The organism is Flagellimonas sp. MMG031, from assembly GCF_040112705.1.
Taxonomy (GTDB): Bacteria; Bacteroidota; Bacteroidia; order Flavobacteriales; family Flavobacteriaceae; genus Flagellimonas.
On record NZ_CP157804.1, the window covers coordinates 3,562,060 to 3,588,562 of the forward strand.

Below are 26,503 nucleotides of genomic sequence, written 5' to 3' on the forward strand. Positions count from 1 at the left end.
TTTGAAGCCTCAATAAAATGTATTTACTTTGTAATAACATTTTAGACTTATGGAAACATCAATAATCAAAATAGGAAATTCAAAAGGACTTCGTTTAAGCAAGACCATTTTGAAAAAATATAATATTAAGGACAAGGTGGAACTTATTCTTGAAGAAGAACAAATCATTCTCAAACCCATCGCTTTGCCACGCAAAAATTGGGAGAAAGAATTTAAGAAAATGAGTGAAAACGGGGACGATAAATTACTTATGAACGATGTGTTCGATGACGAAAGCCTTGAGGAATGGAATTAAAGCAATACGCAGTCGTTCTTGTCAACCTTGACCCGACCATCGGAAGCGAGATAAAAAAAACAAGACCGTGCGTCATCATTTCGCCAAATGAAATGAACAAATACCTGAATACTATCGTCCTTGCTCCCATGACAACCAACCTTAAAAAGTATCCAACACGAGTTGCCGTAAAACACAACGAAAAAAAGGGAATGATTGCCATTGACCAGATACGGACAGTGGACAAAATCCGAATCTTTAAGGTTTTTGAAACTCTTTCAAAATCCGAAATTGAAAAATGTAAGGAGGTTATCAAAGAAACTTTTGTGGACTAACTTGCCGATGACATAAGCAAGAATGAAATGTCAGCAAAATGATCTGAAAATCAGCTGTCGGGTATAAAAAATCGTTTCAAAAAACACTTTTACCCTAAAATCGGTTCTTTTCTTCCGTTTGGTGGACACCCAGCCCAAAGTAACATTAATCAAAGGGCCATAGCCGTGTACCCGTTAGTCAACATTTTGCACAAAGCAAAATTTTTGCTTACTTTGTACGTTAGTAACGTGAAGCGAAAGTATGATTGTCTCATTTGGCTCGAAAGAAACCGAAATGATTTGGAACGGTGTCCGAGTTAAAAAAATACCAATTGAAATTCAGAATGTTGGACGTCGGAAATTGAGGATGCTCAACAACTCGCAAGACACTTTGGATTTGAGAGTTCCGCCTTCCAACCGACTTGAAAAATTGTCCGGAAATCTAAAGGACTTTTACAGTATTCGAATCAACAAACAATGGCGAATCATCTTTAAATGGAACAGCGGTAACGCAAGCGAAGTGGAAATTATCGACTATCACTAAAAAAAAGAACAAAATGGAAAAGTTGGCCAACATACATCCCGGAGAAGTTTTGAATTTGGAATTTCTGGAACCACTGGAAATTTCGGCATACCGTCTTTCAAAAGACTTAAAAATACCCCAAACTAGAATTTCTGAGATTATCAAGGGACGTCGCAGAGTAACAGCGGATACAGCACTTCGACTAGGTAAGTATTTCGGAAACTCAGCTAAGTTTTGGCTAGGATTGCAAGATGATTTCGACATCGAAGAAGAGCGAGAGGAAAAGAAAGCGGAACTGGATAGCATTGAAAAGTTTGACAATAAAAGTGTTGCCTGACACATTGCTTCATTAATACTAAATTGAATAATTGGCGAATTATAGTCAATTAGTTACCAGTATTAATCCCAACTTCACTAAAAAATATCCTAGGCCACTTTTACCCTTAAAATCGGTTCTTTTTCTTCCGTTTGGTGGCCACCCAGCCCAAAGTCACATTGATCAACGGCCCATAGCCGCTCGGTACACCATCGCCCCGATAATACCCGGCACCAAGCTCCACGTTAAAATTAAAGCCCTTTTCGTAGGTACGCTGAATGCCGTACACCATTCCAAAGAATCCGAGATTAAAGTCACCTACGGCGTCAACATTGGTCGAAATCTGCAATTGTGAAAAGAATATGGCTTGCGCCGCGGCAATGTAGTTGCCCGAATTGCCCGAAGTGTTTTTGTCCATCCTTGTCCTCCGATTAAAATTATGGTAGTAGCGATAGCGGTTGTTCATGGCCAATCCGAACACATAACCTTCTTCATAAGTGGCCAAGCCAAAACCTAGGTTGGAGGAAACACTTTGGTTCTTAAAAAGTCCCCATTCGTAGGTGAATCCAGGGCTTAACAGATTCAATTGAAACTGGTGCCGTTCCAAGTGCACCAAATCAAAGGTGCCTCCCCGCTCTTGCCATTGGGCGTGTGACAAGAACGGGATCAAACAAAAGGCCAACAATATAATCCTGTATTTCATAGGTAATGGTTTATCTTGATAAATCTAAAAAGGATGCCACGGTTTAATGCTATCTTTGTGCAAACTTTAAGAAATGGACATCACTAAAATCCCACAACTAAAACATACGGACAGCAATAACTTTTTCTTGTTGGCAGGCCCCTGTGCCATAGAGGGCGAAGATATGGCCATGCGCATAGCGGAAAAGGTGGTCGCCATTACGGACAAGCTACAAATCCCTTATGTGTTCAAAGGAAGTTTTAAAAAAGCCAACCGTAGCCGGATTGATTCCTTTACCGGAATTGGTGATGAAAAAGCCTTAAAGATTTTGAAAAAGGTATCGGACACCTTTGGTGTTCCTACCATTACGGATATCCATGAAATTTCTGATGCAGCCATGGCGGCGGAATATGTGGATGTGCTCCAGATTCCCGCCTTTTTGGTGCGACAGACGGATTTGGTGGTGGCCGCTGCCGAAACGGGCAAGGTGGTCAATTTAAAGAAAGGGCAATTTATGAGCCCCGAAAGCATGAAACATGCCGTGGCCAAAGTCATTGACTCGGGCAATGAGCAAGTTTGGATAACGGACCGTGGCACCATGTTCGGGTATCAGGATATGATTGTGGATTTTCGCGGTGTTCCCACGATGAAGCAATACGCTCCCGTGGTGTTGGATGTGACCCATTCCCTTCAACAGCCCAACCAATCTTCCGGGGTAACGGGCGGTAGGCCTGCCCTCATAGGCACTATGGCCCGAGCGGGCATTGCAGCGGGTGTGGACGGCCTTTTTATGGAAACCCATTTTGACCCAGCCAATGCGAAGAGTGATGGCGCCAATATGCTGGATTTAAGTTTATTGGAGAAATTATTGACTGATTTAACGGCCATCCGAAAGACCATTAATTCACTATAACCCTTTATCGTTTATAAAAACCTTTGTGCTTTTGGGCGTAACATTCCTGCAATACGTCCACCAACACCTCTTGGTCGATTTCTTCCAAGGTAGCATACCGTAGGGATTTGACCACTTTTCGGTTCTCCGTGACCATTTTGTCCAAATGCAAGGTCAAATGGGCCGAGTTCCAAAATGCGATGTCCACATAGCGTTTTTTTGGGGAAACATTCAAGTAGCAAATGGGTTGCTTCCCCGCATAAAAACAAGGAATATTCCATTTATACTTCATATCCACTTGAGGCACTACTGATTCGATCACCGCTTTTAGGTGCAATAAAATGCTTCTAAAAGGTTCTTTTTGGTTGATAATATAGTCTTCAGCTGGATTCATAATCGTCAACTAGTACACCTTTACTTACGTTTGAACAATTTCTTCACCAACTGCATCAACAGCACGGCCACAAGACCAATCGCCAATCCCAGTACAAATTCCTTTAACATGGTGGGCCATGAAGGAACTAAATGATGGAAAAAGTTGATGTTATGGTTAAAAATTCCACCCGATACCAAGAGCAAGGCCAAGGTACCTACAACGGACAATCCTTTAATGATCTTGGGAAGTGCATTGACCAACACTAGGCCTACCTTATCCGAAAAACTATCCGTTCGCTCGTTTAGGTTGATGAGTCGATAGCCATAATCATCCATCCGGACGATCAATGCCACAATACCATACACGCCAACAGTGGCCAACAGCGCCACCACGGAAACCGTCACGATTTGTATGGTCAGGGTTTCATTGACCACGGTACTCAATGCAATTATGACAATTTCCACAGAGAGGATAAAATCTGTAATGATGGCCTGTTTGATTTTTTTCTTTTCCAGCTCGGGCAATTCCTCCTCTGGAACTTCCGTGGGGTCGTCATACTGCTCTTCCTCCTTTCGATGGAACAGGTACTCGTATACCTTTTCCGCTCCTTCATAAGCCAAATAAATACCGCCAAGTATAAGAATGATGGTGATGGCTGTGGGCAAATAGGCACTAAGCAAAAAAGCCACGGGGAGAATGATCAATTTGTTCAAAAAAGAGCCTTTTGTTATGGCCCAAAGCACGGGAATCTCCCTGCTGGCCAAAAAGCCTGTCGCTTTCTCTGCATTTACGGCCAGGTCGTCGCCCAAAATGCCCGCTGTTTTTTTGGTCGCCACCTTGCTCATGGTCGCCACATCGTCCATGAGGGCGGAGATATCATCCAATACTGCAAAAAATCCAGAAGCCATAGTAATATTTAATGGTTAGTGTATTCGTCTTCTTTGAGGACAAAATAAACAAATACCTCACTAACAAACTGTATGGGATATCTTAAAAAATAAGAAACTTATGGATTTAAGCGCCTTCCATGGACAACAAAGTGGCTGCCCAAATGATCAAGGAAGAAAAGAAGATTCCGATGGTATTGGCTGCAAAGGCTTCGCGCTTCTTCATTTTAAAAAGATAGGCGGCAATACTCCCGGCATAGACTCCGGTTCCCGGGAAAGGTATCATCACAAAAAGTACAATCCCCAAAAAACCAAAGCGCTGTATCTTTTTTCCAGAGCCCTTTTTGGCACGTTGCCCAACAAAAACGGCCGACTTTTTATAAAATCGCCATTTGATCAAGTGACGGTTGATGTATTCCAGAAAGAACATCATGAGGGGAAACACCAGTACATTGGCTCCAAAGCAAACGATAAACACCAGATATTCATTGGCACCTTGATAAATCCCGTAGGGTATACCAACTTTTGCCTCTCCGAAGGGGGAAAGGCTCCAAAGTGCCGCTATGAGTAAATCGATATGCAAGTTGTACAGGTTTAGAACTTGCAAAAATATTCAGGTTTAAGCTAACCTGCCCTCTCAAAACCCTTAAATATTTACTAATTGTGATTTTAGAATCGGCCCACGGTGCTTTACGCCACCGAGGAGAAAGGATCTCCATTGATGACCATATCAAATTCTGGCAGCAGTTGGCGAATGTATTCGATAGGCGTTTTTTCGGAGATATACACCCATTTTTTATCCACATTCACATCAAAATGAAAACTGGTAAAGTCGGTATCCACATCCAAACGGGACAACAAAAACCTTGTGATTTTTGGCCGTAGACTGTATTCCATATCGATACAGGTCCGTTGCATTGCAGGACTGTCGTCCCCAGAAAATACCCAATTGAACTTCACGTGCCTTTAAAAAGTTTAAGAGATACAATATACTAAAAAACAACCCATTACCAACTTTTCGGGAATGTTTTTGGATATACGATCACTCTTGTCCGTCCACATAATCCTGAAGGTAGGCGTAGCGGGGGGTCAGCTTGCCATTTTGGGTCATTCGGGCCCTATGGAGAATGCCATCCTTATCGCTGTTAAAAAAGGAAGGGATAACGAGTTTGGAGAAGGCTTCTCCAAAACCAACGCTGGCATCCCGTGGCAACTCGCAGGGAAGGTTGTCCACGGCCATTACGGCAATGGCATTATCTGCCTTAAAATCTGTTTCCGATTCGGTTTCCGGGTCATAGCCGTAAATGGGCTCCGCTATGGTGGAGGGACGAATGGTACTGGCCACGGGACCATCGATATCGCAACTGATATCGGCCACTACTTTTATCTTAAAATCGGGATGTTTGGCATCTTCGCGTGTGTACAGGTAGGGTGCGCCATCCCCATAAAAATGCCCAGCAATATAAAAATCGGTAACCTTGGCGTAGCGAAAAAAGTCGGACCGATACTCTCCTGGATTTTGAAAAAAATCGGCTTTGTTACCTTTTATCCCATCCTTGCGTTTCACATAGTAGGAAACATCGATTTGGCAGTACACAGGTTCTTGAAAATTAGTTGTCAGATATTCGTTCGAAGAAACCTCCCTCAATCCCATGGCGTCCAACATTTCTTTGGCGCCGTTGCCCACGCGTCCTCTTCCGGTAAGCAATATTTTGATATTGGGCAGTTGTATTTTCTTGAGTTCCGCAATCAGCGCTTGTTGGTCCAAAAGTGATTCGGCCTTGGGCAATTGGTAGCGGTCGTATTTAAGACCATAGGCCCTAAAGCCGTTATAGGCACCAACGATACCGGCATACCGGCCAAAGGCCACCAATCTTGCCCCTTTGGAATTGGTGATGACCTCGTGGTCGTACAATTCGATGTTCTTTTCCAAAATGGCTCTTAGCAAGTCCCGATTATAGGGCTGCTTTTTGATGGTATGGGAAAAGAAAAAGTATTTTTTGTTGGGAATCAGTGCATCGATAGGGACTTCCTTTACGCCGAGCAGTACATCGCAGGAATCCATATCGGTTACCACAGGGATACCTTTTTCGGTATATTCACTGTCCGAAAACACCCGAATTGGGGAAGATTCCACGTTAATTTCGGCGGCTGGGTATTTGGAAAGGACATTTTGGCATTCTGCTGGTGACAGGACCACCCTACGATCGGGCGGATTTTTGCGCTCCCTGATGATTCCGAACTTCATATGGTATTTTTGGTATAATTGTTGACCAAAATAAGGGGAAAAGGTTGGGCAAGCAAACTTTTTATGGTTTGATGGTTATGCCTTACCTTTGCCGACCGCGTTAGGGATAGAGGCAGGTACCATGTACGGCCGATAGCCCGACCGAAATATGGTTTTGGCCAATTTGGGTAACGCCCAAAAATTATATATGTTCGGTAGGAACAGAGTTCTTTGATAAAAAGGTGAGTTTAATTTAGGATTATTGGCCCTTCGACGTAGTTTATGCTGAGCGTAGACGAAGTACTCAGGGCATAATTCGATAACGCAAATTAGAAATTTGCTATCTCATTATGGGGCCGACCGGTTTTGACAGCAAGACCAATGGCGATGTAAGCATGCCGAGCGCTGGGATATAGCTCGTTAATCTCATGTTTCACACTTTTAATTGGCGAAAATAATTACGCTCTTGCCGCATAATCTGAATTATAGTAGGATATGCCTCGTCCCTACAAGGTAGGGAAGCGAGATGTTCCTGAATAGCCCTTGTTGACGGCGATTCGTTTAGGAGCACCAAAAAAGTCAACAAAAGGGTGTTCGTTCGCTTTGGCGACACCTCTAAAACCAAAGAAGCTAAGTGTATATTAGGCCGTATCTGGTCAGGTATGCATCGAAAATGAAGCAGATACTAAGCATGTAGAAAGCATGGTTATTGCTTGTTTGGACGAGGGTTCGAATCCCTCCGGCTCCACTACACTCAAGAAACCACGCCAAGGCGTGGTTTTGTTTTTTATGGAATGTCAAAACGAAGTTTTGTAAATGAATAAAATACAAAACATGAAGCTTCTGCTTCGTGGTTTCTTATTTGCAACATTGGTTAGGAGGAAGGAACGAAGTTAATCACTCCCGCTCCACTAAATCATTATCAAAACAACACATTAAACCTGTAAATTACTGATTTACAGGTTTTTTTGTTTTTTAAAATCAGGCACCTCTTCTACCCTTACATACGGATATTGCGCCACTTTTTTAAGTTGGTAATAGCTGTTAAGACCCGAAATACCGGTGCTCTGTAGTTGTTCCAAATCAATATCGCCAGATTCCATAGCTGCATCTGGCAAAATAAGATGGGCTATCTCACCGATAACCAAGGTTGTCCCGTTCATAGGAATAGGAATCATATCCTTTAAGTGCATTCCCATTTTAATTGTGCTTTCCTTTACAAAGGGAGCTCCGAAATTTTGAATATATTCCTCCGTGAATCCACATCGCTTGAACTCGGAGACACCGCGATCAAATTTGGCGGAGGTATAATGGGCCCGTTCGATAAAATCTGGATGGATATGGTTAATGGTGTACATGCCATTTTCTTCAATATTCCGCAGCGTATGCCCAGAATCTTCAGTTTTGGGCCTGGCCACAAAACCCAATAGAGGCGGCTGACTTCCCAAATGCACCACCGAACTGAAAACGGCCAAGTTGGTGGTTTGATTTCCATCCATGGTACCAATGAGATTGGCGGGTTTGATTCCGGTTATGGAATTAATGATCTTGAGACGAACCACTCGGTCCAGCTCCAAAATATCTTTATTTGAATACTGCATCCTTTTTGTTTGACGATTTCGGATTGACGACCACCATTGCTTCTTAGCTATATGATCCTACCAATCGAATGAAATCCTTTTCTCAGACAAAGATACTTTGGAATTTTGGACCACTAAACCGAGTCCTATCCCAATTAGAATTTAAGTTTCCCGTCCTTGTCCCACAATCCCCAATACGCACCCACATCACCTTCGTCACCAATTTTCCAAGCTTCATCAAAAGAAGAAAAATAGAAGACCTCGATATTGTTTTTTTGTGACCAGACTTGGGTATCAATAAAATACTTCATGGCATTTGCCGCAGAGGGATGCGCTCCCTTGAGTCCTTCACCTTGACTAGGCCATCCTGTTTCGGTAATGATCACTTTTTTTCCCTGACCTGCATCCGAGGCCTGACCATACATTTGTTGCATGTGGTTCAAGGAATATTCAATGGGGCAGCCTTCCCAATAGGGATAGCAATTGGAAAGAATGACATCGCAGGCGTTGGTAATATTCGGTCTGTGGGAAAACTCATAGTAGGCATCCACATAACCCACGGTGACATCCGGGAGTGCCTTTTTTACCGTGTGGATGTATTCCAGCAATTGCTCCTCCGTCAAATCACCTCGATACATGACCTCGTTGCCTACTGCAGCGATATCCACGTAACCTTCCTTGGCCAGTTTAATGAGACCTTCCACTTCTTTGGCGTTCAGTTCCATATCCGAGCCCAACCAAGCACCTACCAAGGTTTTCATGCCCAATTCTTTGGCTACTACGGGAACATGTTCATTCCCTTCAATACAGGAAAACGAGCGCACCCATTGGGTATATGGCCTTATGATTTGCATCCTCCGTTTAACCTGTTCCTTGGAAATAATATCACCGGGACTTTGTCCGTCCTCATAGATACTGAAGCAAAGCCCGTGCATTCCGCTCTGCACTGTTTCCAACCATAGCTCCCTAAGCTCCTTTTCGGTTATTTTATACAAATCCAGTCCCAAACCGTCGGTATACCCGGCTTTGGACAACGAAAATTGATGTTCCTTTCTGTATGACATATGCTATTTTTTTGGTTAGAGTTCGCCTCTTCGGGCTACAAGCTGCTCCTTGATTTCCTTGGCTCTCTGTTCGGATAAACTGTACTTCCACATCACCCAAATGGCAAGTGCGGCCGTGGATGACGGTATAATGATGTCGGCAATCCTCAGTCGGTTCATGGTTTCCAAAGTCTGTTCTGTAATATTCGGGTCAAAGCCCACGATTTTTAGGATAACACCGCCCAACACTAGGGCAATGGCCTGTCCGAGTTTCACCATCCACCAATAAATGGCACCAAAGGTGCCTTCCTTACGTGGCATACCATTTTCCAATTCATCCAAATCGCATACATCGGCGGTCATGGACATCATCAAGGTAAAGAGTCCCCCCATTCCGAAGGCAAATAAAGGTATGGGTACAAAGATGAGCCATGGGATATCGTTATCGGGGTTGATGGAGAACCAAGACATTCCTACATCGTTCAATATAGGGTTTAGGTACTCAAAAAGTGACCCTACTCCCGCAGTCAAGCTTTTACCAAAGCCTGTTTCATTGAATTGATTGTTCAGTTCTTTATCAAATCCCCACCACTTTAAAAGATAACCAACAACCGACAATGCGGTAGAAATGATGAAAGCTCTCTTTTTACCCCATTTGTTGGACATTTTAGTGATAATGGGTATCACCAAAAACGCTGTGATCATCGCATTAATGGTATTGAACCAAGCTGGCCAAGTGCCTGCCATTTCGTAGCTCCCACTGTACATGTAGAACACGATGATAAAAACCCCGAAGGCGGCTACCAATTGGAAACCGTTAAAAACCAGGAATGTCGCACCGCACAACTTCATAAAGGGCTTGTTTTTCGAAACCTGCACTATACCCCTGAACAGTTCTTTCATATTGGACCACAAGGTTTTAAAATTGATTTCTTTTCTGTTTTCCATGTGGGCCGCATCAATCCCCTTACAGAACAGAGCAGGCAGGATACCGAACACCACACACATGGTCCCCACTATCAATGCCATGGTCCTTACGCCCTCTGTCTGTGTGTTGAAGGTATTGGAGTCAGGAATGATGACATAAAGCCATGGAACAATCATCCATGCAATCTGACCCATACTGTTGGCAAAACTCATTAACCTCGTGCGTTCGTTGTAATCGGAGGTCATTTCATAGCCCAGACCCACCAATGGGGTGGCAAACATGGTATTTCCAACCAAAAACAGTATTTGAATGACCATAACATGCCAGATAATGTACGTTTGGGAGGCATTATCATCCAACTGCCACATTAAAAAGAAAAGCACACCACTGATGATGGCTCCTAAGAAAATGTAAGGTCGGCGTCTTCCATATTTTGATTTTGTATTGTCCGAAATGAATCCCATAATAGGGTCGGTAATCGCATCAAAAATTCGCGGTAAACCTCCTAAAAGTCCGGCCCACAAGGGGTCTACCCCCCATGCGGTCAACAAAAAGAACTGTATGAACACTCCCAGCGTACCCGGTAGGATATTTAAGATGAAATGACCTGCCCCAAAAGCGGCCTTTTGCCCTACCGGGACTTTGTCCTTTGAAAGTTTTTTTACGATTTCCATGATTGTTTGGTTTAGTCAGTTTTTGTGCTTGTCTCTGGTTTTTTATTGATGGTCAGTGTTTGTATGGCATTGGCTGAAATACGTATATTTTTGCTCGCTCCGTTCAAGGATAACGCAAACCGCTTCTCCTCGGAAGCTTGGTTGAGTACTACAGCAACGATAGACCCATCGGGATTCTGTGCTGCTGTTACCTGTAAGGTTTCATCGGAATTCTCAAACCCAATACGGAAGGCTCCGGGACGGATATACCTACTAAAATGTTGTAGCGTATGGAACAGAGGAGTAAAATAAACCTCATCCTGGTCAGGATCTACAATCACAGGGGCCACACACCAATTTTCGAACCAATTTGGGCCTCCTTGCCTATCCAAAACCATGTTCCAATCCACCCAACCGTCTACCCAATTGTTCAGGCAGCCGATTATATCCCGGGCATACCGATAAACCGGAACGTATTTGGGATGTAAATGTTTTTCGCTTTCAGGGGCCCAATCCCAACCCCAATCCGTTGCCTCTTTGCTCCAATACCAAGCATCGTCTTTCCATTTGGGAACTTCGGCATCCACACAGGCCTCGGTTTGAATCAAATGTTTATTGGGTGCCTTTTGATGGGCATATTGCAATGCATCTGGAAACACTTCGTAGGTGCTGGCATACCAATGTATGGCGGTCCCATCAAAATATTTGGAAGTGGATTCGTCACGATACATACTGTCTACCCAAGTATCCAAATGCTCCCTATTCTGATCATACCCCAATATTTTGACCTGATGTCCATCCTTTTCCAATTGTGGCCCTAAATAATCCCTTACAAATGCGGTCATTTCATCCGGGGTAAAATGCATACTCTCCCAGTTGTTATCGTTGCCCAAGGGTTCGTTCTCCACGGTAATTCCCCAGATAGGGATGCCTTCCATGGCATAAGCCTCCACATATTTTGAAAAGTAAAGTGCCCAAGTGCTTCTGTATTCGGGCAGCAACTTTCCCCCTCTCCAATCGTTGTTGTCCTTCATCCAAGGCGGTGCCGTCCATGGTGAGGCGATAATCTTGAATCCATCTTTGGAGATGGACATGGCTTCTTTGATCATGGGCACGAGGTCGTCCCTATCCTCATCAATGGAAAAATGCTCCAAGTTTACATCATCTGGGACATTGGCGTAGGCATAATTGCCAAGGGAAAAATCACAGGAGTTGATGTGGGTTCGGGTCAATGAGTATTTAGCCCCGTTTTCGCCGAAATAGGCTTCTAAGATTTTCCTTCTATTATCTGCTCCCATACGGTTCAACAAATGGGCCGAGGCTTCCGTAAAAGAACCTCCAAAACCGGTTATGGTTTGGTATTTTTCATTGGGAAGAATGCGGATCTGTGCATTGGGTTCGACTACTTCATCCATGGAAACAGCAGCTAGTTTATTTCCGTTTGCGGAGGTTTCAACGACTTGAACTTCTAAGGGTTTCTCTTTATCCCCACAGCTTATAACGAGTGCTATCATAACCGCCCATATGTAGTGTTTTCCCAATTCCATAACTTGATTTTAATGTGACTCCATCTCTGCCTTGGTTGGCGGCACAGAAACGGTTTCCATTAAAGCTTCCAAATTGCCATCATATGTTTTGACAATAGGGTTACCATTTCGAGTGAGCCCTTTAAAAACACCTTGGTCCACCATATCCCAAAGCGGATACTTCGCTTTTCCATCAACCGTGAACAACCCGAAATGATTCTCCGATCCATTCGGATTTTGCGCATCTTTCCATGGTTCGTTGAAGGCTTCAAAATAAAAACAGGATATGTTGGCTTCTGTGGTCCAGTCGCGCATCAACTTATGGTACATGGCCTGTTTGTATTCGTCCGTCGCCCTGGAACCTTTTGGCCCATAAAAACCATTGGAAACAGAGGCCCAACCTGTTTCGCCAATATGTATGGGTTTATCCACGCCCAAGCTTTTCATGTAGCTGGAAACACTGTCATATTGTTTTTGGGCGAATTCGAGGGCACGTTGCATGGCCGCGTCCACTAGCTCCTTTTTGGAAAGTTCGGAGTGCTGCTCGTCCTGCAACCAAAATTCAGGATTGTAATGGGTATTGTGATATGGGTAGGTATGCATGGAAATGTAATCCACCGCCTTGATCAACGCCTCTAGGTCGGGGGTATGATATGCTGCATCGCCACCTCCCCATGATGCAAAATCGTCGGAGCTGGTAATCCATAAGTCCTTGGAAAGTTTACCCTTGGCTTTAAGTTCTTGCAAGTGGTTGACCCATTTTAAGATCACATCGGGCTGCACGTAGTAGCTTGTTGCCCACTTGACCATGGCCTCATTGCCCACAGCCAATACTTTGACGATATCCGGATACTGATTGGCCAAATTCACCGCCCGTTCAATTTCGGCAGCGTTGGCTTCACTTTCCACATTGTGGTCGGGCTCTTGCCCTGTCCAAGCGTTTTTACAATCGATCCAAGCACCCAACATCACATACATTTCAAAGTTGGAATCTTCTTGTTTGAGTTCTCGAATAGCTTTGAGTACATTGGAGGCGTGCGGCAGTTGCACATTATAGGTACGGATGATTCCGATACCCATGGCATCCAATATTTTCATATCCTCCTTAAGCTCTGCCACGGTAGGTTGGGCTTCCCTTGTAGTTTTGCGATAGCCACCATAAGAAATGGCCGTATAATCAGGGTTTCCCAGAATATCCGCTGCGGTCAGTTTTGTTTCTTGGTTCACTGTATTGTCTTTATCTGCTGTTTTGGTTTGGTCTTTACATGCGAAGCACAATAAAACCATCAATATCAAACTGCCTGTTTTTAATTGTCTTCCCATGAAATCATATTTTTATAGTTAATGGATGATGTTGCTATTTTAATCGCTTTTCAGTGATGCCCACCTTAATCAATTTGATGTGCCCAGTCCTGCCGAATAGTTCCGAACTATGTTCTTTATCCAAAGTCAAACCATCAAGTTTCATTTGTGAATCATCTCTGAACACCAATTGCACTTCTTCCTTTTCCGCAATAACATATTGGATTGGAACTTGGCAATAGGTAAAGCCCAACGAGTTTTTTTCAAGTTTGATGTGGGCTGTTCTCCCGTCCAAATCCACATATTCAAAATCTGCGGGCTGTTCCAAAAATTCCGTCTTTCGAAGCATGCAAGGGTCAAAAAATAGTTGTCCATCGGAAACAAAAACACCCAACTCCCCAAAACGGCTCAAAATATCTTCCTTCACTTGACCTGTCATTCCAGGCTGTTGTGCTCCCTTACCTGCCGGTGTGTGTGAATAGGGATCGGTTGGAAATGCCCCATAAAGTTTCGGTGGCTTATGTACCCCTATTCCTTCCATAATCTCATAAAAATGCTCCAACAACTTGCCAACGGTGACCGCATCATCATTGTTTCTGATAGCCCGCAGACAGGTTTCCTCTACGCTCAACAACAATTTGGAAACCATGTGCCAGTAAATGGAACCTAGTCCTTCATAGCCATAAAATGTTCCTGATCTACCTGTAAAGGACTTATGGTCAAATAACTCCTCGAATAGATCCAATATTTTTTGACGGTCTTTTTGGACCAAGTGCCCATATGCTTTTTCAGGCAACGCTGCCAAGGCTGTTTTAAGGCTTTCGGCATTGTTGAAACTTCCATTAAAATGATAGGTTCCATCCACACTTTTGCCGATGACCGCTGTGTTTTCATCCTCCACCAGTTTCTGCAGGAGATCAGATTGTTTGACTTTTTCCGGCGGAATAGTGTTTTTTTCGCAGAATCGGGGCAGTTCCTTGTTGGGATAAAGCAGATAACTGTATTGGTCTTCCCGAAAAAGCGCGCTGCTTTTTAAGGCATCCAGCACCTGAAGTGATGCTTTTCCATCAAGATAGCCCGAACTGAGCACTGCGACCTGCCCTTCCAACATTTCAGACAGATAGGAAATGGAAACCTCCTTATCATTTTTGATGGTTATCAAATTGTAGGCGTGGTACAACTTATCTTCCCGTTGATTGGCCCGTATGCTATGCTCCAAATACTCCAAGGATACTTCAATGAAGGTCCCGAGTTTGGCCTTATCAATCGGTTTGTTCTTTTGTTGAAATCCATTGTTGTAGACGGCACTTCGGAATCTGCTTCCTGCCATACCCAACCCATCCATTATCGCCCTTCTATCGGTATCGCTTAGGTTAGCTTTCAGTTTGTTGTGGTCTTGCAACAGGGTCTGGGTCACGGATTCAAAGAAAACTGCAAGTTCTTCCGAAACGCTGAATTCCGCTTCCTCAAGATTGGCAATCATTCCTTGGAAAAACTTCAAGAAACGTCTCAAATAATACAGTGTTACCATAGATACCCCATTGCCCACCAAGGCATTGTTGGCATCGTTCCACTCCGGTCGTTGGGTATTCATCCAAATACCCGCTTCTGGAACAAAGTTTGACATTTTGGAAAGTACGGTCGCCAATACTTTCTCAAGCAGATTCACGTGGTAGATGTTATCTTCTTTACCCATTAGCAAGGCCGCATCGGCTCCAATCCTTTCTCGCTCCTTGTTGATGTGATGGTCCAAATCCTCATCAAATACGATGGTATCCTTCGGGTTCTTCAAAATCTCTTCGTACGATTTGATTTTGTAGGGCACATTGGCATACACAAAGATTTTTTCGCTAAAAGATTTTCCAAGGGTCTGTGGATAATGGCTTTCCATCAACTCCAATAATTTGAGCAAATAGATGATTTGATGGTCGCCCCAATATCCAATATAGGACCAAGGGTCGTCCGGTTCAATGATCTCCCAATCAAAACCGTCCTTGGTTACCCGATAGGGATTATAACCATCAAAGGTGGAAGCGTTCAAAAATTTATAGATCATGCTTTCCAAAAAGCCGGGGTAAGAAACGGCCAAGGCCTCCCAGTTTTGGAAAATGTCCCTCCAGTTGCCCTCATAATCCAGGAGTTTTTTACCATCATCCCCGCGGGTATTGATGGAAAACTTGTTCCATGGCCTACTCGGGTCACCATGCCGTCTACTAAATTTGAGCGGCAAGTATTCCATGGCTAACCTCTTAAAATCGGGGTTGTCATCCGTATCGACCTTTTCCCGTAAAAAGGCCAATGAAAATTCTTCGGGAAAACGCTCCAGCAATTCCTTTTTAAGGTCGAAAAGCGACTTATTGGCTTTGCGGATATAGGAACTAAAATCGTCACGTTCCATTTGGTAGCCGTTATCAAAAATACCGCCCCGCATGATATTGAACAGCGTATTGGAGAAATGACGGGCATCCCGCATACTATCGGCTGTACACTGAACGGCATCGGATGCCCCTGCCAATTGCAGGAGCTGTTGCGTTCCTTTATCAATGTCGGCTTCTATTTTGTCGAAGAGCTTGCTTTCCTTTTTTAGGTCTTGTTTAATAACACTTACATCCATTCGCGATTGGTTGACCTCTGCAACCAACATCCATTGCTTCTCCTCTTTGGGATGTAAATGAATATCCGTGTTCACAAAGTAAGCCCCTTTCTCTGCTTTTACATCCGTTTCCTCTTCCAAGGGCATTCCATTTCTAAAGGCATCCAATTGGAGTGACGATACCAAGTGCTTTGCCTTGTCCAAGCCTACAGACCAAACCGTTGTGGCTTTCAATGCTTCACTGGGCTCCGCTTTATCGACAATGATGGCACTCAGGGCAAAAATTCCCAACCCAACATCAGGTTCCAGTTGGTTCCTCTTATAGGCATCGACCAAATTACTACTGCCATTTTGGGTTGCAGAAGGCACACCGTAGGGCAGTACATTTTGGATACCGTCCAACAACTCACAGGACAACTCGTGGTCTCCATGGTTGATCAAATGTGATTTCTTTACAAATCCATAGGTCTCACTAAAGCTCCATTGATATCGGAACGTAAGCCCTAAATCGTTATTGATTTCCTCAAAAAGGATTTTATTCCCATAGTTGCTCTTGTACAGGTTTCTTTGGATTTGGTATTGACCTGAAAAACAGTTGGAAAACGGTTCCCAGAGGTATTTTTTTGATTCTGACCGAACCCGTATGATGGTTTTGCTTCCTGTGATGGCAGCGGATTCGGTGATTTTATCGTCTGTGTAATATGGAAAAAGGGCCGATTCGGCATTCTTGCGTCCTGCCGTAAGTGCACCATTGCTGGAAATAAACATCCAGTGATCGGAATGGCTCACAATGCTCATAAAAAATGGGCGCATTGCGTCGCAGTTGGAAATTTTATAGTAAGCCTCATCACCCAAGGTCACCGATGAACCTTCCACAGCTTTAGCTTCCGTTTTTAATTTTGTTCCTGCTATGTACATATCCTTTTGGTCCATAAATCCATCACACCTTTATTAGTTCTGATATATGTAGAAAAGCTGGCAAGTAAAAATGGTTTTGCCAGCCTTTCCTTCTCAATCCGAAACTTTTAGTCCAGTCTTAAATTGTCAAAGTAGAAAATACGTTCCTCCGTGGTCAACTCACCATCTGACCCAGAAGGGTTATCCGGTTTGATGACCAGTTGATTGTAGGTTGTTGGTGAGGCGGGTAGACCCGTAAACGTAAATTCTATTTCCGTCCAAGTGTTCGCTCCTCCCGAAACCTGTACAAAGGTTGGTGGAGGATTACCTGTCACGGGATCGGTTTGTGGGTCGAGCGCCAATTCAAATCGATAAGTGACGTCCGGCACACTGGAATACACCATCACCTTAAAGGTTTGGGTAGTGATATCGATGGTTCCAGCAGGGAAGGAATTTTGAACTCCGCCCCAACGATTGATGCCACTGGCACGTACCACCTGCAACACATTGTCGGATGTATTGATACCAGATGGATTGGGATTTGCTGCCAAACTAGGCACCACACCACCATCACCGATGCTGGAGAAGGCGCTCAAGAAGGTTTCACAGCCTTCAAAATCCAAAGGCAATGAGGTTGCCGCCACGGGAGTTCCGGTACAGCCACTTGTGGCACCGCCACCACCGCCTGAACCTCCTACAACAAGAGAGACATTATCAATATTCACCAATCCAGCTGCTCCATTCAAATCAAAGAGCACTCGTGCGTCTGGAGCACCAAAGCCTGTCGCTGTCAAGACAACTGAATAGGTCTGTCTGGTTGTGTTAATGTTCACCGTCTCGGTAGTGTTGGCAAAACTGCCCCCGCTCAAGCCAATCCCGGCTATGATAGGCCTATCGGTATCCGACCATGCGTCAAATGACAATGTATAGGTTTCATCTTGGATGATTTCCAATTTCTGACTTAGGTTGACCAAGAATGGTTGACCTGGGTCTGGGGTGGTTACGTTTACGGAGTAAAATGAATTTCCGTTTTCCGTGGTCACAGGTGCCGCAGCAGCATCATCCACGCCCAATATCCATGGGGCACTTCCGTTCTCAAAGTCTCCGTTGGTCAACAGTCCATCATCAAAGGCAATTACATTTACTGTTCTGGTTACTTCGGTTGCAGCATTACCTGCTGCATCGCTTACGTTATAGGTCACGATATAGGTGCCTGCAACACTGGTATCCACTGTATCTCCACCTACCACAATGTTACCCGAGATGTCCCCGTCTGTATCATCGGTGGCGGTTGCCCCTGCTTCTGTATAGCTATCGCCCACATTTAAATCTACGATGGCGTCTCCATTAAGGGTAATCACCGGCGGGGTGGTATCTTCGACTGCGGTTCCTCCCACAACCAGTGAAACGTTGTCAATGTTCACCAAGCCGGCTGCTCCGTTCAAATCAAATAGTACACGTGCATCCGGGGCACCAAAGCCTGAAGCAGTCAGTACGACTGAATAGGTCTGTCTTGTCGTGTTGATGTTGACAGTCTCCGTAGTGTTCGCAAAGCTACCACCACTTAAACCAATCCCGGCAATGATGGGACGGTCGGTATCGGACCAAGCATCAAATGTCAAGGTGTATGTCTCATCTTGTATAATTTCCAATTTTTGGCTCAAATTCACCAAAAAGGGTTGACCCGGATCTGGAGTCGTGACGTTCACGGAGTAAAAAGAGTTACCACCTTCGGTGGTGACAGGTGCCGCAGCGGCATCGTCCACACCCAAGATCCATGGGGCGCTTCCGTTCTCAAAGTCACCATTGGTCAACAATCCATCATCAAATCCACTACCACCACTTCCTCCTCCGGAAGTACCTAGAGTAAGGTCATCTATGTAATATGTTCCACCCTCGGTGATTGCGCTATCCACCTCATCGTTGTCGGGCTTAATGACCAATTGGTTATAAGCCGTTGGTCCTCCAGGCAGGTTGGTAAAGGTGAACTCTACCTCTGTCCATTCATTTGCGTTGGGTATTGTCACAAATACAGGCGCAGGGTTTCCAGTAACCGGATCGGTTTGTGGGTTCAGTGCCAGCTCAAAACGGAAGACCACATTGGCCTTGGTAGAGTACACTTTTAGTTTAAAGACATCTGTAGTGGTAAGGTCAAAATTGTTTTCAAAGGTATTTTGAATCCCTGCAAAGAAACTGGAACCTGAAGGTTTGTCAACTTGCAGGACAAAATCTGAAGTATTTATTCCAGCTTTGGAAGGGTTTTCGGCCAAGCCTGAAGTGATACCATCACCAAAGTTTTCCGAAGAAAGAAAAGTTTCACAACCTTCAAAGTCCACAGGAAGTGCTGTCGCGGCCACTGGTGTGTCCACACATCCACTTGGCGTTGTAGCGGTTTCGACCTGTTCCACATCATCAATAAAGAAATCACCTGCGGTGGTTCCAGGGCCGTCAACGAACAACGTTATTCTGGAGTAGCTCTCCGTAGAAGCAAAATTGAAGGAAACTGTTTCCCAACCTGTTCCACCATGGCTTGCCGATACTTCGGTGTCACTTCCTGTTCCAAGCTCCAATTTCATCAAGATATCGATGGGCTCCTCTGACCAGAAATTTGCGGTTATGGTTTGTTCTGTGGATAAATCGACCGGTGTTCCCAAGTCAAAAAAGATGCCTTCAAAAGCTGCTCCGCTATTGGTTATCTTCCCAACCTTTGAGCTCTTGTCATTGGTTCCGGATACATCAGGATTATCCAAAATTTCGAAAGCGGCACCATTGAATGTGCTCACCCCTAAGTCATAGTTTACATTGTTGCTGTCAAAGGTTATGGGCAGGGTAATAGGTTCTTTGATTACGATAGTGATTTCATCCTCAAAGGTGGAAGTTGCCCCCGCCGTATTGCTGGCCGTTAAAACCACGGTATAGGTTCCACTGGCCGTATAGGTCTTAATCGGGTTGATCTCGGTGGACGTATCCCCATCGCCAAAATCCCATTGATAAGAGGTTGCCTTTTCCGAAATGTTGATGAATTCCACCGTTCCGGTATCTTCATCGAGCGTAAAGGTAAAATTGGACAGTATGGTCGGCAAAAGGGTACTGTCGTCCGATTCACACCCGACCAACAAGGCCAGTACAAACACGGATACCAGCTTGAATTTGGTTATTAACTGCTTCATAATCAATAGTTAGTTTAGTTTATTTCTAGTTCTTTATATACTCTTACGTAGTCCACCAACATGGTTTGTGGAAATACGGTCTCATCATCGGGAGAGCCTACGAAAGTGCCCCCAACAGCGACGTTCATCAATATGTAAAATGGCTTATTGAACACCCAAGGCCCTGGTACGTCCTCCGGGGTGATTTGATTGTAGAGGACATCGTCCACATAAAAATTGACGTATTCTGGTCCCCATTCGATGCCGAAAATGTGAAAGCCTGTATCGAATCGGTCATTGGTCAGTTCGTATTCCTTTGAAATAGCTTCCCCTGCTGAATATCCCGGGCCGTGCATGCTACCAATCAAAACGGTTGGCTCTTGACCGCGATACTCCATAATATCTATTTCTCCAGCTCCGGGCCATGGATTTTCATCAATATCGGCGCCCAGCATCCAAAATGCAGGCCATATGCCCTGACCGTAAGGCAAACGGATTCTCGCCTCAAAACGCCCGTAACGTTGCTCGAACTTATCCTTTGTTATCAGTCTGGCCGAAGTGTAAGCAGAGCCCTCGAAGGATTCCTCCCTCGCTGTAATGAGCAATACACCATTCTGGACGGTTACATTGTCGGATCTATCGGTGTAGTACTGCAATTCTTGATTGCCCCAACCATTTTCGCCGGTGCCAATTTCGTATCCCCAAATGGAAGGGTTCGGTTGTCCGTCCGTATCAAACTCTTCGGAGAGCGTCAATTCGGTAAATCTGGCCACGGTCTGTTGGTCGTCGGTTTCACAACCTAATAAAGCAATGGCAAAGACCAGCAAAGTGTATTTGAAAAACACATGACTACTGGATTGAAGGTGCTTATGTTTCGTATTCATTGTCATTTTTTTTAGTTGATGGTAGGACATTGTTATTCTGTGTAGAAATAAATATTATCCAGGATGAAATTGGGACCGCCCACCAAAATCAGTGCTCCCAAATTATTTTTTTGAGTTGCCAAATCTCCACCGAGTGGTATATCGAACGAGGTCCATTGGCCAACAGCGAGATTGGTCAGGTCAAATCTCAAGTCCCTATCATCGCCTATGGGAAGTCCAGTGTTTACATCTGTTTCAATAGTTTGATTGGCTCCTACATCCCTGATTTGAATGCCTACTTCGGTGCCCGATTGTTGAACATACACATCGATATGTAAAAAGGATAGACCAGAGGCATCTACAGGACTATTAAATATGATTCCTGTAAAATTGTTGTTCACGTAGGACACCACAGCATTATCATTAAGTGTTGCAATTGAAGTTTCTGTGGTAGACCCACCAAAACCAGGTGAAAAATTGCTCTCAGTGGCATTCGCATAGGCATCGCTAAATATCGATGCCACGTTTGCCTGTGGCTGTGTTGGTGTGGGGGCGGGCTGCAAGACACCATTTGATACGATTTCCAAAGAACCCTCTGCACGTACCCCGGCCAAAATAGCCGTAATGTTAGCAGTACCCTCACCTAGAACATTTACTCGTCCAAGTTCATTTACACTTGCTACTCCAATATCCGATGATTCAAAATTGAAGTAGGATGGTGCAATACTTACAGTTTGATTGGTCCCATCAGCTAGATTAAAGGTCTGGGTAAGTCCGTTCAAGGTAATGCTGGAACCGATAAAGGTTTGTTCGGAGATGGCTTCACCTCCCAATATGGCAGGTTGTGGCTGTGCAACGGTTCCCAACTTTTCGAACTTTATTTCGTCCAGCCAGAGCACGTAGCCGCCTTCGTCTCCCTCAAAAGAAGCCCCTTCTGCAATCCAGAACAATCCTGTTTCATTGATCAGTTTTGAAGGGTCCGGGATGGGAATCACATATTTCTCCCATCGCGTACTTACATTCAAATTATTGGCCGTCACCTGAAATTTGTTATTGGTCTCTCCAGAGATACCATACCCTATGGAATTAATACTTGCTGCCTGCGAGGCCTTCGCGTAAAATGTCAGGGCATCGAAACCTGAAAGATCTCGCCTAGCTGTGGTATTGAAGGTAGCTCCTACGAAACCGTTACCAAAAGCTGGCACATCGAATCGCATGGAAGCTTCTCCTTCGAAAGCCTCATTGGTGTCTACACTAAAAGCTTCTGGGTCTGCCCCTGCATCCACAAATGGGAAATAGTTGAGTCCTGCAGAAAAGGTGTCGAGAAACACATCGCCATTGGGCGGGAAGGATGCGAATTCTACATCCTCTGAAAACTCTCTTTCGCAGCCCATCATAAGTGTACATGCAAGGCTCAAAAGAAATATGGAACGGAAATTTATTGTCTTATAGTTTTTCATTGCTCAATCTTTTTATTTCCCGATATTAATGTGCACATAAGTCATAATCTCCCATTCATGTCCGTTGTCGAAACCAACTGGACTCAAAATAGGCTCATTGGCAAATTCCTGCGCCACGTTGGGCAGATATCGTGGTGAGAATTCGTTCAAGGATCTCCAAATTCCACGAATTCCAACTTGTGTGCTTGGAAGAATGAACCAATCGGGTTTGCCCAATGTGGTAGAAATATCCAGCATCAACTGCACGGGAAAAGTGAGGTTGAAATCCCTGTGGTAATCATAAGGACCCCAATCGTTTATTTTTTGCGTGTACTGTATTTTGAAATTCTTGTAAAGCATCCTCACATCACCTCCAAAACGCCGGATCAAACGATCGGAATCACCATTACCTTGTCCATTTCCATAGTAGAAATTACCGATGATGCCCAAATCCGGTCCGAGCTTGGAAACCATTCGTGAGTGTACTTCCCAAAGATCTTCCGCTGGTGCAGAATTTGGAAATGCAAAAAATTCCCGATTGGCATTAAAACCGATATGCGCATCCATCCTTGTGGGTAGACGGCGGTATACAAAGCCCAAATTCATGGCGAATTTGGCGTCTTCTGCCCTATCGTTGTCCCACTCGTACATCCAGGTACCCGGGGTAGGATCATAGGTCAATAGAATTTCACCTGCAGTGGTTTTCCTGTTCGCCCTTACAGCAAAAGGATCGTCGATAATATTTCTCAATCTTCCTGGACCTCCTACATCATTGGGCATCGCGTCTACCAACGGCTCTTGCCACATAAAGTTGGGGGCTATCTGAAAATTGTCAAAAGAATAGGTGAATCCTGTTAAAAAATTGACTTGGTTACCACTTCCGGTATCCCTAAGTTTCCAGCCGGTAAAGGTCAACGTCTGATCGGCACCACCATTTGCGATCAATCCCATGGCCGCGGTTTGACCGTACCAATTAAATTTTCCTCCCTCGTAGGTGACCTTGAATTTTCCTCCCCAATTATCACTGGCTTGGATTCTATCCTCAAATACCACATAGTTACCAGGAGTACCCCTCACATCCTGAAAAGAAATTCCATTGAGTGGACTTCCTGACCAAATTCCTCCTACTTCAAATCCAAATTTTCCAACTTCGCGCTCTATGGCAATGGCCGCTCTTTCAGTGGGCCAGGGCGGTATCACACCACTACGAACTTGGTTGATATCCAAAACTCGACGTCCATTTTCGTCCAATACAATATCAGTTTGAAAATCCCTATGATAGATACCGGTAATATTGAAGTTGGCTATATTTTTTCTGTATTTAAACAGCATTGTTGGGTTGGCTCCCCACCACAATTGTGGTCCTATTGCCACTTTCAAACCGTCAAACATGCCCTTACCGTCTATTTCCATACCCAGTATCTCACCATTGTAAATATCCAAGTTTGGTCCGTAGTTAGCTTCCGGATAGAACCCGAAGAAATCCCCTTCGTAGCCCCAATGGTAATGTCCGGTCCTGTAAAATCCTTTTAAATCAAATTGTTTGGCTTTCCATTCAAATTCCGCTTGGTAAACCCGAATACGGTTCACATCCTGAACCAATACATTGCCCTGGTCCGTGTTGACTTCAATGGGACGTGAATTGTTTTCGTAGAAGATTTCATTGATCGGGTTTTGGGCCACATTACCGACCACGTTAAAATTGACCTCGGCACGCATGTTGGGTGCAGGATTACCTTCCACTCCCACAAAATAGGATTGCATATGGTCAAAGCCCAATTGGTTCGGAAAGGTATTGGGATCATCGGGATCTGCGTTTTCTGGTGTAGTGATCAAACTACCTCCCGTGCTAAAAGTGGAGAATTTCGCCGTTAGATTACTGATGCGGAGCAAATTGCTTTGTTCGCCCTGCAAGGCCGCCTTATCCCCCCTTGCCTTGAGTACCGCATCCATGATTTGAATATTGTCAAAATGATTCTGGACAAAATTCAAGTCCACACCATCGGCGTAAGGATCCAGTTGATGGGCTTGTTGCAAGGCATAGTAAGCAGCCCTTGGATATAGTTCATAGAGCCCTCTTGGGTCGGTGGCACCTTTGGCACATATCCCGAACCATTCTTCGTTCATATTGTTTGCACCGGGCTCGGCCAAGTCTCTCGAATATCCACCATTGGACCAAGAGGCGTTGGTATCGTGTATATCGGCATTTTCGCGGTCATCAAAACCGTACTTCCACCATCCGTCACTAAACTGAAAGGTAAATCCTCCGATAGAGTTGCCCGCTTTTCCCAGTCCTGCAGCATTTTCATAGATTTCTTCCCAATTTCCCACCATATAGTAAGCTTGGGAAAACTGATCTTCCCTGTTATCTATGGCGTTGAAGGCATCCGCTCCAAATTCAGTGAACATGACCGGCTTGTTCAGTTTATCCTTTACCACTTGGAACATATCTCCAAAGGAGACACCCCTATAGGTATTGGTTCCGTAGATGTCCACGTCCGGACATTCTTCGGCGATGATGTCGATAAAAAGTACATCCCCGTTGCAAATGGCTACGGGGTGGGAGGCATCCATCTCCTTCATCATTTTGGCAGCCTCGTTCATTAAGCGATACATAGGTCGTCCGCGGCTCTCCCCGATATAGTCTATCCGCTGCTGATCATCCGGGAAGTCTTCGGTTTCCGCTCCGGCCCAAAACAGACCGTAGTTGTTTTCATTTCCTAAGAGATACATTAATAGACCGGGGGTATTCTTGTACTCCCGTACCAAATTTTCCAATTCTGACATCAAAAGTGCTTGGGTCTTTGGCTCATCATAGATGGTAACAGGTGTCCAGACCCCGTCAATGGTAAGCCCATATCGCCCAAAAGAGTGATTCAACATGGTGTAGATACCATATTCTTCGTAGATGTACCGTATCCATCTGGCTGGAACACCAGTATATTGTCGGATTACATTAACCCCCATGTTCTTTAAAAGCGACATCTCGGTATCGAGACCCGCTTTAATGATTTCATCGGATTTTTCCCAGAATTGTGCGTTTACCGTATTGGTTCCAATGGGTATGTAATCCCAGTTCATACCGTTGATCATGAAGTCCTCTCCGTTCACGACCAATTTCATTCCTGCCTCGTTGCTTTCTACGGTTACCTTAGGCGTTTGGGCAGTTGCCCCAAAAACAAAGCATAAAAGGAACAGTGCGTGCAGCCAGTTTTTCATAGTGTTGTTTAGTTTAAATTTAGCTCCGCATTAAATACCTCCACATCACCCAAATACTTTTAGTTCAGGTATGCACGCAAGGTGCATTTTGTGATAGATGCTTTTTGCAGAAGGTTAAACTTAACTTAACAAAATGTGAATTCCTTAAAAACTGCCTCAACAAAAAATATACATTGTAAAATAATGTGTCAATAATTAAGAAATCCTTATTTAATCCGCTAAAACAGTGACTTCACCAAAGTATGTTAAATCTGTATATTAGAAGTGTTGTGTATAAATGTTGAGGTAATGTTGAGGTATAAAACTAGTTTCGTATAGGACTATAGTTTCAAGATGTAATCAACAAGGTTGTCATCGTGGGATAAATCCATTTTTTTTCGAAGACGGTACCGTTTGATCTCCACACTTCTCACCGAAATATTAAAGAGCGGGGCTATCTCTTTGGAAGATAAATTCAAACGTAGGTAGGCACATAATCGAACATCGTTGGGAGACAGGTTTGGATGTGCCTTTTTGAGCTTTTTCAGGAACTTACGGTCGGCATTATTGAATGCTTCCTTGAAGAGTTCCCAATCATCGTTCTGCGTAATGTTCTTATCAATGACCTTGATGATAGGCTTTATGGAACTCGTATCATCGACACTGGACAATAGTTGATCTTTTACCTTGGACAACAGCTCGTTCTTTCGGATGATGCTCAAGGTAGATGCGGCAAGTTCATTGCTCTTGCTCCTGAACTCTTCCTGTAATTGCTCATTCTTTATTTTGATGATTTCCTTTTCATTCTGGGCCTTGGCCAATTCCATATCCCTTTTGTTCT

Annotated in this window: 22 protein-coding genes and 1 other RNA gene; 6 read left to right on the plus strand and 17 right to left on the minus strand. The window is 44.3% G+C overall.

Annotated features, from left to right (window positions below; genetic code table 11):
* Positions 1–49: 49 nt before the first annotated feature.
* The 4 genes from ABNE31_RS16190 to ABNE31_RS16205 all read left to right on the plus strand — a co-directional run bounded on the left by ABNE31_RS16190 (position 50) and on the right by ABNE31_RS16205 (position 1,448).
* Positions 50–295 (plus strand): AbrB/MazE/SpoVT family DNA-binding domain-containing protein, encoded by a 246-nt coding sequence (locus ABNE31_RS16190; RefSeq protein WP_349351873.1) that lies wholly within the window; start codon positions 50–52, stop codon positions 293–295.
* Complete coding sequence (locus ABNE31_RS16195; RefSeq protein ID WP_349351874.1) at positions 286–609, plus strand: type II toxin-antitoxin system PemK/MazF family toxin; 324 nt, start codon at positions 286–288, stop codon at positions 607–609. The genes ABNE31_RS16190 and ABNE31_RS16195 overlap by 10 nt, the downstream gene beginning before the upstream one ends.
* Before the next feature lie 241 nt (positions 610–850).
* Complete coding sequence (locus tag ABNE31_RS16200; RefSeq protein WP_349351875.1) at positions 851–1,132, plus strand: type II toxin-antitoxin system RelE/ParE family toxin; 282 nt, start codon at positions 851–853, stop codon at positions 1,130–1,132.
* A gap of 13 nt (positions 1,133–1,145) precedes the next feature.
* Positions 1,146–1,448, plus strand: coding sequence for a HigA family addiction module antitoxin (locus tag ABNE31_RS16205; protein WP_349351876.1), 303 nt, complete (start codon positions 1,146–1,148; stop codon positions 1,446–1,448).
* 106 nt (positions 1,449–1,554) lie between these two features.
* On the opposite strand, the gene ABNE31_RS16210 is transcribed toward ABNE31_RS16205, so the two are convergent.
* Complete coding sequence (locus ABNE31_RS16210) at positions 1,555–2,130, minus strand: hypothetical protein (protein WP_349351877.1); 576 nt, start codon at positions 2,128–2,130, stop codon at positions 1,555–1,557.
* Positions 2,131–2,203: 73 nt separating this feature from the next.
* On the opposite strand from ABNE31_RS16210, the gene kdsA reads away from it, so the two are divergent.
* Entirely contained in the window at positions 2,204–3,022 is an 819-nt protein-coding gene (kdsA, locus tag ABNE31_RS16215) for a 3-deoxy-8-phosphooctulonate synthase (RefSeq protein ID WP_293283120.1), read from the plus strand.
* Between the two features lie 4 nt (positions 3,023–3,026).
* Here kdsA and ABNE31_RS16220 read toward each other — a convergent pair whose 3' ends face one another.
* From ABNE31_RS16220 to ABNE31_RS16240, 5 genes are all read right to left on the minus strand, one after another.
* Positions 3,027–3,395: a DUF1801 domain-containing protein gene (locus ABNE31_RS16220; protein ID WP_349351878.1), complete on the minus strand. Its 369-nt coding sequence runs from the start codon at positions 3,393–3,395 to the stop codon at positions 3,027–3,029.
* A gap of 20 nt (positions 3,396–3,415) precedes the next feature.
* Entirely contained in the window at positions 3,416–4,285 is an 870-nt protein-coding gene (locus ABNE31_RS16225; RefSeq protein WP_349351879.1) for a DUF808 family protein, read from the minus strand.
* A gap of 106 nt (positions 4,286–4,391) precedes the next feature.
* Positions 4,392–4,847 carry a small multi-drug export protein gene (locus ABNE31_RS16230; RefSeq protein WP_349353057.1) on the minus strand — a complete coding sequence of 152 codons (456 nt, stop codon included), beginning with the start codon at positions 4,845–4,847 and terminating at the stop codon, positions 4,392–4,394.
* 107 nt (positions 4,848–4,954) lie between these two features.
* The gene (locus tag ABNE31_RS16235) at positions 4,955–5,224 is read right to left on the minus strand and encodes a hypothetical protein (RefSeq protein WP_349351880.1); all 270 of its coding nucleotides are present in this window, start codon (positions 5,222–5,224) and stop codon (positions 4,955–4,957) included.
* 82 nt (positions 5,225–5,306) lie between these two features.
* Positions 5,307–6,512 (minus strand): NAD(P)-dependent oxidoreductase, encoded by a 1,206-nt coding sequence (locus ABNE31_RS16240; RefSeq protein ID WP_349351881.1) that lies wholly within the window; start codon positions 6,510–6,512, stop codon positions 5,307–5,309.
* 331 nt (positions 6,513–6,843) lie between these two features.
* On the opposite strand from ABNE31_RS16240, the gene ssrA reads away from it, so the two are divergent.
* Positions 6,844–7,242: a transfer-messenger RNA gene (gene ssrA, locus ABNE31_RS16245) on the plus strand.
* A gap of 205 nt (positions 7,243–7,447) precedes the next feature.
* Here the strand turns inward: ssrA and ABNE31_RS16250 are convergent.
* From ABNE31_RS16250 to ABNE31_RS16300, 11 genes are all read right to left on the minus strand, one after another.
* On the minus strand, positions 7,448–8,092 hold the full coding sequence (locus ABNE31_RS16250; protein ID WP_349351882.1) for a flavin reductase: 645 nt from the start codon (positions 8,090–8,092) through the stop codon (positions 7,448–7,450).
* A 134-nt stretch (positions 8,093–8,226) separates the two neighbouring features.
* Positions 8,227–9,135 carry a glycosyl hydrolase family 17 protein gene (locus ABNE31_RS16255; protein WP_349351883.1) on the minus strand — a complete coding sequence of 303 codons (909 nt, stop codon included), beginning with the start codon at positions 9,133–9,135 and terminating at the stop codon, positions 8,227–8,229.
* 15 nt (positions 9,136–9,150) lie between these two features.
* Positions 9,151–10,716 carry an MFS transporter gene (locus ABNE31_RS16260; RefSeq protein WP_293282939.1) on the minus strand — a complete coding sequence of 522 codons (1,566 nt, stop codon included), beginning with the start codon at positions 10,714–10,716 and terminating at the stop codon, positions 9,151–9,153.
* Between the two features lie 11 nt (positions 10,717–10,727).
* Positions 10,728–12,242 (minus strand): glycoside hydrolase family 30 protein, encoded by a 1,515-nt coding sequence (locus ABNE31_RS16265; protein ID WP_349351884.1) that lies wholly within the window; start codon positions 12,240–12,242, stop codon positions 10,728–10,730.
* A gap of 9 nt (positions 12,243–12,251) precedes the next feature.
* Entirely contained in the window at positions 12,252–13,544 is a 1,293-nt protein-coding gene (locus ABNE31_RS16270; protein ID WP_349351885.1) for a glycosyl hydrolase family 17 protein, read from the minus strand.
* 34 nt (positions 13,545–13,578) lie between these two features.
* Positions 13,579–17,049, minus strand: coding sequence for a hypothetical protein (locus ABNE31_RS16275; RefSeq protein WP_349351886.1), 3,471 nt, complete (start codon positions 17,047–17,049; stop codon positions 13,579–13,581).
* 92 nt (positions 17,050–17,141) lie between these two features.
* Positions 17,142–20,183: a carbohydrate binding domain-containing protein gene (locus tag ABNE31_RS16280; RefSeq protein ID WP_293287183.1), complete on the minus strand. Its 3,042-nt coding sequence runs from the start codon at positions 20,181–20,183 to the stop codon at positions 17,142–17,144.
* Between the two features lie 14 nt (positions 20,184–20,197).
* Entirely contained in the window at positions 20,198–21,046 is an 849-nt protein-coding gene (locus tag ABNE31_RS16285; protein WP_293287181.1) for a glycoside hydrolase family 16 protein, read from the minus strand.
* A 32-nt stretch (positions 21,047–21,078) separates the two neighbouring features.
* Positions 21,079–22,485 (minus strand): glycosyl hydrolase family 16, encoded by a 1,407-nt coding sequence (locus tag ABNE31_RS16290; protein ID WP_293287179.1) that lies wholly within the window; start codon positions 22,483–22,485, stop codon positions 21,079–21,081.
* Between the two features lie 12 nt (positions 22,486–22,497).
* Complete coding sequence (locus ABNE31_RS16295) at positions 22,498–25,683, minus strand: glycoside hydrolase family 2 TIM barrel-domain containing protein (RefSeq protein ID WP_179384420.1); 3,186 nt, start codon at positions 25,681–25,683, stop codon at positions 22,498–22,500.
* Positions 25,684–26,003: 320 nt separating this feature from the next.
* The gene (locus ABNE31_RS16300) at positions 26,004–26,489 is read right to left on the minus strand and encodes a LuxR C-terminal-related transcriptional regulator (RefSeq protein ID WP_349351887.1); all 486 of its coding nucleotides are present in this window, start codon (positions 26,487–26,489) and stop codon (positions 26,004–26,006) included.
* Between the last annotated feature and the right edge of the window lie 14 nt (positions 26,490–26,503).

Excerpts from the sequence above, each read along its gene's own strand:
- ABNE31_RS16190 (WP_349351873.1), top strand. The coding sequence starts at position 50 with ATGGAAACATCAATAATCAAAATAGGAAATTCAAAAGGACTTCGTTTA.
- ABNE31_RS16220 (WP_349351878.1), bottom strand. The coding sequence starts at position 3,395 with ATGAATCCAGCTGAAGACTATATTATCAACCAAAAAGAACCTTTTAGA.
- ABNE31_RS16270 (WP_349351885.1), bottom strand. The coding sequence starts at position 13,544 with ATGGGAAGACAATTAAAAACAGGCAGTTTGATATTGATGGTTTTATTG.
- ABNE31_RS16275 (WP_349351886.1), bottom strand. The coding sequence starts at position 17,049 with ATGGACCAAAAGGATATGTACATAGCAGGAACAAAATTAAAAACGGAA.
- ABNE31_RS16285 (WP_293287181.1), bottom strand. The coding sequence starts at position 21,046 with ATGAATACGAAACATAAGCACCTTCAATCCAGTAGTCATGTGTTTTTC.
- ABNE31_RS16225 (WP_349351879.1), bottom strand. The coding sequence starts at position 4,285 with ATGGCTTCTGGATTTTTTGCAGTATTGGATGATATCTCCGCCCTCATG.
- ABNE31_RS16300 (WP_349351887.1), bottom strand. The coding sequence starts at position 26,489 with ATGGAATTGGCCAAGGCCCAGAATGAAAAGGAAATCATCAAAATAAAG.
- ABNE31_RS16240 (WP_349351881.1), bottom strand. The coding sequence starts at position 6,512 with ATGAAGTTCGGAATCATCAGGGAGCGCAAAAATCCGCCCGATCGTAGG.
- kdsA (WP_293283120.1), top strand. The coding sequence starts at position 2,204 with ATGGACATCACTAAAATCCCACAACTAAAACATACGGACAGCAATAAC.
- ABNE31_RS16195 (WP_349351874.1), top strand. The coding sequence starts at position 286 with ATGGAATTAAAGCAATACGCAGTCGTTCTTGTCAACCTTGACCCGACC.
- ABNE31_RS16255 (WP_349351883.1), bottom strand. The coding sequence starts at position 9,135 with ATGTCATACAGAAAGGAACATCAATTTTCGTTGTCCAAAGCCGGGTAT.
- ABNE31_RS16295 (WP_179384420.1), bottom strand. The coding sequence starts at position 25,683 with ATGAAAAACTGGCTGCACGCACTGTTCCTTTTATGCTTTGTTTTTGGG.
- ABNE31_RS16290 (WP_293287179.1), bottom strand. The coding sequence starts at position 22,485 with ATGAAAAACTATAAGACAATAAATTTCCGTTCCATATTTCTTTTGAGC.
- ABNE31_RS16280 (WP_293287183.1), bottom strand. The coding sequence starts at position 20,183 with ATGAAGCAGTTAATAACCAAATTCAAGCTGGTATCCGTGTTTGTACTG.
- ABNE31_RS16265 (WP_349351884.1), bottom strand. The coding sequence starts at position 12,242 with ATGGAATTGGGAAAACACTACATATGGGCGGTTATGATAGCACTCGTT.
- ABNE31_RS16250 (WP_349351882.1), bottom strand. The coding sequence starts at position 8,092 with ATGCAGTATTCAAATAAAGATATTTTGGAGCTGGACCGAGTGGTTCGT.
- ABNE31_RS16200 (WP_349351875.1), top strand. The coding sequence starts at position 851 with ATGATTGTCTCATTTGGCTCGAAAGAAACCGAAATGATTTGGAACGGT.
- ABNE31_RS16260 (WP_293282939.1), bottom strand. The coding sequence starts at position 10,716 with ATGGAAATCGTAAAAAAACTTTCAAAGGACAAAGTCCCGGTAGGGCAA.
- ABNE31_RS16210 (WP_349351877.1), bottom strand. The coding sequence starts at position 2,130 with ATGAAATACAGGATTATATTGTTGGCCTTTTGTTTGATCCCGTTCTTG.
- ABNE31_RS16205 (WP_349351876.1), top strand. The coding sequence starts at position 1,146 with ATGGAAAAGTTGGCCAACATACATCCCGGAGAAGTTTTGAATTTGGAA.